Here is a 6765-nt window from a genome sequence, read left to right on the forward strand (position 1 = left end):
CGAAGCCGCGACGAATCCGCGGCACGTGGGCGCCAGCAAGGAGCATCTACGTGGCACACACGCTCGTCATCGTCGAGTCACCGGCCAAGGCCAAGAAGATCGGCGAGTTCCTCGGGCGCGACTTCCAGGTCGACGCCAGTGTCGGGCACATCCGCGATCTACCGAACCCCAGCGAGCTCCCGGCGGAGATGAAGAAGGGCCCCTACGGGCGGTTCGCCATCAACATCGAGGACGGTTTCGACCCCTACTACGTCGTCGACGGCGACAAGAAGAAGAAGGTCACCGAGCTCAAGCGGGCGCTCAAGGAAGCCGACGAGCTGCTCCTGGCCACCGATGAGGACCGGGAAGGCGAGGCCATCGCCTGGCATCTGCTGGAGGTGCTCAAGCCGAAGGTTCCGGTCAAGCGCATGGTCTTCCACGAGATCACCCAGGAGGCCATCCAGCGCGCGGCCCGGGAGACGCGCGACATCGACATCCGCATGGTGGACGCGCAGGAGACCCGGCGGGTGCTGGACCGGCTCTACGGCTACGAGGTCTCGCCGGTGCTGTGGCGCAAGGTCAAGCAGGGTCTGTCGGCGGGTCGGGTCCAGTCCGTGGCCACCCGCATGGTCGTCGAGCGTGAGCGGGAGCGGATGGCCTTCCGCTCCGCCTCCTACTGGGACGTCGAAGGCGAGTTCGCGCCGGCCTCCGGACGCGGGCAGGCCTCCGACGCGTTCACGGCCCGGTTGACCGGCCTCGACGGGGACAAGGTCGCCTCGGGCCGCGACTTCGACGACACGGGGACGGTCAAGGGCACCGGGGTCCGCCAGCTGGACGCCGACCTGGCCACCGCGGTAGCCGAGGCGATGCCCCAGGCCGAGGTGGTCGTCCGGGAGGTCTCCGAGAAGCCCTACACCCGACGACCCTCGGCCCCCTTCACCACCTCGACCCTGCAGCAGGAGGCCAGCCGGAAGCTCCGGCTGAACAGCCAGAGCGCGATGCGGACGGCGCAGCGGCTGTACGAGAACGGCTACATCACGTACATGCGCACCGACTCGACCACCCTGTCCTCGGCGGCGGTCACCGCGGCCCGGTCCCAGGCCCGGGACATGTATGGCGCCGAGTACGTCCCCGAGACCGCCCGCTCATACGGCAAGAAGGCCAAGAACGCCCAGGAGGCACACGAGGCGATCCGCCCCGCTGGGGACGCTTTCCGTACTCCGGCTCAGGTGGCCGGGGAGCTGCACGGCCAGGAGTACGCCCTCTACGAGCTGATCTGGAAACGGACGGTCGCCTCGCAGATGGCCGACGCGCGCGGTTCGACGGCCAGCGTGAAGCTGGGCGCCGCCCTGCCGGTGGGGGTCGGCGCCGGCGGCGTGGAATGCCGGGAGGCGGAGTTCTCCTCCAGCGGGACAGTGATCACCTTCCGTGGCTTCCTCGCCGCCTACGAGGAGGGTCGTGACGAGGACCGCCACGGGGGTCAGGAGGCCAGCGCGCAGCGTCGCCTGCCCAAGCTCTCCGAGGGGGTCGAGCTGGACACCCTGAGTGCCGACGCGCTGGGTCACCAGACCAACCCGCCCGCCCGCTACACCGAGGCCACCTTGGTCAAGGCGCTGGAGGAGAAGGGCATCGGCAGACCTTCGACCTACGCGGCCACCGTGGGCACGATCCAGGACCGCGGCTACGTCCACACCCGCGGATCGGCGCTCATCCCCACCTGGCTCGCTTTCGCGGTCACCCGGCTGCTGGAGCTCCACTTCCCGCGGTTGGTGGACTACGACTTCACTGCCTCGATGGAGGAGGACCTCGACCGCATCGCCCGGGGTGACGAGCAGCGGGTGGCCTGGCTCCAGCGCTTCTACTTCGGCGACGAGTCCACGCACAGCGAAGGTCTGCGCGGTCTGGTCGAGGATCTGGGCGAGATCGACGCGCGCGGGGTCTCCACGGTGGACATCGGGGAGGGCATCGTCGTGCGCGTCGGCCGCTACGGGCCGTACGTCGAGGACACCACCGCCGAGGGCGACCCGAAGCGCGCGAGCATCACCGACGACATCGCCCCCGACGAGATGACTCCCGAGAAGGGACGCGAACTGCTGGAGACGGCCTCGGAGGACGGCCGCGTGCTGGGTCAGGACCCCGTCACCGGCCGGGACATCGTCGCCAAGGCAGGACGGTACGGCCCGTACGTCACCGAGGTGATCGCGGAGGACCCGGCCGCCGAGAGCTCCGGCACCGAGAACGGCACGGGTGCCAAGAAGACGGGCAAGAAGGCCGCCCGGACGAAGCCCCGCACGGCGAGCCTGTTCCACGACATGGACCTCGCCACCATCGAGCTGGAGACAGCGTTGCGCCTGCTCAGCCTCCCGCGCGTGGTCGGCGCCGACCCCGAGTCCGGTACGGACATCACCGCGCAGAACGGCCGCTACGGCCCCTACCTGAAACGGGGCACGGACTCGCGCTCGCTCGCCACCGAGGACCAGATCTTCGAGATCACGCTGGAGGAGGCGCTGGCGCTCTACGCCCAGCCCAAGCAGCGCGGGCGCGCCGCCGCACCGCCGTTGAAGGAGCTGGGCGAAGACCCCACCAGCGGCAAGCCGGTAGTGGTCAAGGACGGCCGGTTCGGCCCGTACGTGACCGACGGGGAGGTCAACGCCACTCTGCGCAAGGACGACGACCCCGCCACCCTCACCGCCGAGCGAGGGTTCGAGCTGCTGGCCGAGAAACGAGCCAAGGGCCCCACGACCCGGAAGAAGACCACCAAGCGTGCGCCCGCACGCAAGAAGGCGCCCGCCACGAAGGCGTCGAACGCCAAGAAGGCGTGATGAGGGTGGGGTGGAGTAGACGGGCCCGCCCTACACCGTGACGAGGATCCACACCGTCATCGCGCCCTGCAGCATCGTCCGCATCTCCTCGCAGGAGCCGCCCCGCCCCTCTCGCTCGAGACTAGGCTCCGGCCGCAACCAGGACCCAGCGACTCACAAGGGCGACCCATGGCCTACGACTACGACGACCAGCTCATCGAAGCCGCTGCCGTGCGCAGGGAGAGGCTGACGGCCGGCCTGCTGTTCGGCCCGGACCGCCTGCGGCGGCGCTGGTCGAGCCACCTCCGGGTCACCCTGGCCGGCACCTGCCTGGCCGGTCTGATCTGCGCCGGATGTGTCGGTGTCTCCTACGTCAACGCCTCCGGCCTGCTCTAGGCACGCAGAATCTTCGTCAGCGGGGGATAGCCTGGCTGTCATGGCACGGAATGGCCCGAAGCCCGAACTCCCGCCGCTCGATGAGACCGACCGCGCTCTGGTGCGGTTGCTCGAGGCCGACGGCCGAGCCTCCAACGCGGCGTTGGCCCGTGAGGCAGGGATCGCCGAGTCGACCTGCCTGGTCCGGGTGCGGTCCCTGCGCGAGCGGGGCGTCATCCGGGGCATTCATGCCGACATCGACCCCCACGCCGTCGGCCGGCCGGTCGAGGCGATGATCGCCGTCCGTTTCGGCGGTCATCTCCGGGCTCACTTCGAGCAGTTCCGGGAGGAGGTGCCTCGCCTGCCCGGGGTGCGGGCCGCGTACCACGTCTCCGGTGCCAACGACTACTTCGTCCTCGTCGCGGCGGAGTCGGCGGACGCGCTGCGCGACTTCGTCCTGGACCACCTGACCAGCCGTCCCGGGGTGCTGCACGCCGAGAGCGCGTTGATCTTCGAGTCGTTGCGCGGGCAGAGCACCCTGACTTGACCCTCACGTGGCGTGAGCGCTCAGCGTAGTGACCATGACCGCCACCCGGGAACACCAGCACAGGCAAGGGATGCAGATGCTCACCGTCGGCCAGGTAGCCAGCGAGTTCGGCGTCACGGTGCGGACGATGCACCACTACGACGCCATCGGGCTGCTCAGGCCGACGGAGCGCAGTCTGTCCGGCTACCGGCTGTACACCGACGAGGACCTGATCCGGCTGCGCCAGATCGTCGCCTACCGGCGACTCGGGTTCAGCCTCGACGAGGTCGCCGCGGTGCTGGAGTCGGACGCCGACCCGCTGAGCCACCTGCGGCGCCAACGGGTGGCGGTCAGTCAGCGGATCAGCGAGCTCGGCTCGCTGGCCGACGCACTGGATCGAGCCATGGAGGCCGAGATGAACGGATACCAGATCACCAAGGAAGAGCAGCGCGAGATCTTCGGCGAAGCCTTCAGCGACGAGTACGCGCAGGAGGCCGAGGAGCGGTGGGGCGACTCCGACGCCTGGGCGCAGTCCCAGGAGCGCACGAAGCACTACACCAAGGAGCAGTGGCAACAGGTCAAGGCGGAGACGGACGACATCAACGACGCTTTCGCCGCGCTGCTGACGGCGGGCGAGCCGGCGACCGGTGACAAGGCCACGCAGGTGGCCGAGCGGTCACGGCAGCACATCACGAAGTGGTTCTACGACTGCCCGCCGCAGATGCACGCGGGTATCGCCCAGATGTACGTGGACGACCCGCGGTTCGCGGCGAACTATGAGAACCACACCCCGGGCCTGGCGCGGTTCGTCCACGACGCCGTGCAAGCCAACGCCGAGCGGCAGCAGGGCTGACAGCACCGTGGCCTAGGCTGCGTACCCATGCCCCTGGTCCCTCCCGCCTCACCCGTGGGGCATGGGTATGCCGGTGCGTTCGTGGTCTTCGAGGGCGGTGACGGAGCAGGCAAGTCCACCCAGCTGCGGCTGCTGTGGGAGCGCCTGAGAGACGCCGGCCTCGACGTCGTGACGACCCGCGAGCCGGGTGGCACGCCGGTGGGCCAGGCCCTTCGTCAGGTGCTGTTGCACGGTGAGGACCTGGACCCCCGTGCCGAGGCCCTGTTGTTCGCCGCGGACCGGGCGCACCACGTCACCACCGTGGTGCGCCCGGCTCTGCAGCGTGGGGCGGTCGTGCTCTGCGACCGGTATGTCGACTCCTCCCTGGCCTACCAGGGGGCGGCTCGCGACCTCGATCCGGCGGAGATTCGGTCGGTGTCGGCTTGGGCGACCGGCGGGTTGTGGCCGGACCTGACCGTGCTGCTCGATGTCGACCCGGCGCTCGGGCGCGGCCGGCGGGCCGGTGAGGCCGACCGGGTGGAGTCGGAGACCGACAGCTTCCACGATCGCGTCCGGCAGGCCTTCCTCGAGCTCGCCGCCCAGCAGCCCGGGCGCTACCTCACGGTGGACGCGGCCGACAGCATCGAAGCGATCCACCAGGCCGTGGCGGAGCGCGCCGGTGATCTGGTGGCTTTGCCCGACCGGGAGTCGCCGTGAGCGTCTTCGACCAGCTGGTGGGCCAGGATCGGGTCCGTTCGACGCTGAGCGCTGCCGCCCGTGACCCCGGGGCCATGACGCACTCGTGGCTGTTCACGGGGCCCCCCGGGTCGGGACGGTCGATCGCCGCGCGCGCCTTCGCGGCGGCACTGCAGTGTCAGGACCGGCAGAGCCCCGGCTGCGGAGCGTGCTCTGCCTGCCACACCACCATGGTCGGCAGCCACCCCGACGTCACCGTGGTCGCCACGTCGGAGACGTTCATCCGGGTCGAACGAGCCCGGGAGCTGGCTCTGGCTGCCTCCTCGCGTCCGGTGTCCGGGCGTTGGCGCATCATCGTGGTCGAGGACGCCGACCGCCTCAACGAGCAGGCGGCGGACGCCCTGCTGAAGACGCTGGAGGAACCGCCGCCGAGGACCGTCTGGTTGCTGTGTGCCCCGACGTTGGACGACCTCATCGTCACCGTGCGCAGCCGGTGCCGGCATCTCAGGCTGGGCACCCCCTCGGTCGACGCCGTCGCCGAGCTGCTGGTCCGCCGCGACGGGATCGAGCCGTCGATGGCGCACTACGCCGCACGCGCCGCACAGAGCCACGTCGGGGTCGCCCGACGGCTGGCCACTGACGAGCTGGCACGTTCGCGCCGGCGCTGGGTGACCGGCATACCGATGACGCTGACGGGGGTGGGCCAAGCCCTCGCGGCGGCCGCCTCCGTGGTCAGCGAGGCGGTCAAGGCGGCCGAGGCGGTGACGGGAGATGACGCCGCCCAGGCACGCGCCGAGGTGCTACGACAGCTGGGCGCAGACCCGGCCGCGCGCACGCAGCCTCCTGCCGTGCGCGCGCATCTGAAGCAGCTCGAGGAGGAGCAGAAGCGGGTGGCGCGGCGTCGCCAGCACGACAGCATCGACGCGGCCCTGACCGATCTCTCGTCGGTCTACCGCGACGCTCTGGTGCTCGGCACGGGCGCCTCGGTGCACGCGGTCAACGCCACCGATCTGGACATGGTGCGCGACCTGGCACGCACCATGCGCCCGGAAGAGCTGCTGCGCGCGCTGGACGCCATCGCTCTGGCCCGGGGCCGGCTGGTGGCCAACGGAGCGCCGCTGCTGGTCATCGAGGCGATGATGGTGGCGTTGATGCTGCCCCGTGCTCCCATGGGCGTCCGGGCATGACGCGAGGGAAGGATGCCGTGGTGACGAGATCTCTGGTGACAGGTCCGCGGGGCAGGGCGCGAGGCCGACTCGCCGTGTTGGCGACCCTGGTGGCGGTGTTGGCCGTCTCGGCCTGCGATGGTGCTCCCTCCACCGAGGACGCCGGCGGTGATGGCGGATCGAGCTCCGGTGAGCAGGATGCCGGAAGCGCGTCGTCGCAGGCGGTCCCGGGCCCACTGGAGGACTTCTACTCCCAGGAGATCTCTTGGAGCGATTGCGAGGGCGGGGAGTGTGGCCGGCTACAGGTCCCGATCGACTACGAGAACCCCGGGCAGGGGTCGATCGAGCTCGCGGTGATCCGGGTGCCCGCGGAGGACTCCGATGCCCGGC

General features: G+C 70.4%; 6 protein-coding genes and 1 pseudogene. All 7 read left to right on the plus strand.

The window, feature by feature from the left end; all coding sequences use genetic code 11:
- Positions 1-50: 50 nt before the first annotated feature.
- Entirely contained in the window at positions 51-2801 is a 2751-nt protein-coding gene (gene topA, locus VJ976_RS08365; RefSeq protein ID WP_324099660.1) for a type I DNA topoisomerase, read from the plus strand.
- 168 nt (positions 2802-2969) lie between these two features.
- Entirely contained in the window at positions 2970-3176 is a 207-nt protein-coding gene (locus tag VJ976_RS08370) for a hypothetical protein (protein WP_324099661.1), read from the plus strand.
- Positions 3177-3216: 40 nt separating this feature from the next.
- The gene (locus VJ976_RS08375) at positions 3217-3702 is read left to right on the plus strand and encodes an Lrp/AsnC family transcriptional regulator (RefSeq protein ID WP_324099662.1); all 486 of its coding nucleotides are present in this window, start codon (positions 3217-3219) and stop codon (positions 3700-3702) included.
- A gap of 34 nt (positions 3703-3736) precedes the next feature.
- Positions 3737-4534 (plus strand): MerR family transcriptional regulator, encoded by a 798-nt coding sequence (locus VJ976_RS08380; RefSeq protein ID WP_324099663.1) that lies wholly within the window; start codon positions 3737-3739, stop codon positions 4532-4534.
- Positions 4535-4561: 27 nt separating this feature from the next.
- The gene (gene tmk, locus VJ976_RS08385; RefSeq protein WP_324099664.1) at positions 4562-5230 is read left to right on the plus strand and encodes a dTMP kinase; all 669 of its coding nucleotides are present in this window, start codon (positions 4562-4564) and stop codon (positions 5228-5230) included.
- Positions 5227-6396 carry a DNA polymerase III subunit delta' gene (locus VJ976_RS08390; protein ID WP_324099665.1) on the plus strand — a complete coding sequence of 390 codons (1170 nt, stop codon included), beginning with the start codon at positions 5227-5229 and terminating at the stop codon, positions 6394-6396. Before tmk ends, VJ976_RS08390 begins: the two co-directional genes overlap by 4 nt.
- A gap of 20 nt (positions 6397-6416) precedes the next feature.
- Positions 6417-6765 (plus strand): annotated as a pseudogene (locus tag VJ976_RS08395) (hypothetical protein); the annotation flags it as partial.

The organism is Ornithinimicrobium sp., from assembly GCF_035267225.1.
Classification (GTDB): Bacteria; Actinomycetota; Actinomycetes; order Actinomycetales; family Dermatophilaceae; genus Ornithinicoccus.

Coding starts and splice junctions, on each gene's coding strand:
- VJ976_RS08370 (WP_324099661.1), top strand. CDS start 2,970: ATGGCCTACGACTACGACGACCAGCTCATCGAAGCCGCTGCCGTGCGC.
- VJ976_RS08375 (WP_324099662.1), top strand. CDS start 3,217: ATGGCACGGAATGGCCCGAAGCCCGAACTCCCGCCGCTCGATGAGACC.
- VJ976_RS08380 (WP_324099663.1), top strand. CDS start 3,737: ATGACCGCCACCCGGGAACACCAGCACAGGCAAGGGATGCAGATGCTC.
- tmk (WP_324099664.1), top strand. CDS start 4,562: ATGCCCCTGGTCCCTCCCGCCTCACCCGTGGGGCATGGGTATGCCGGT.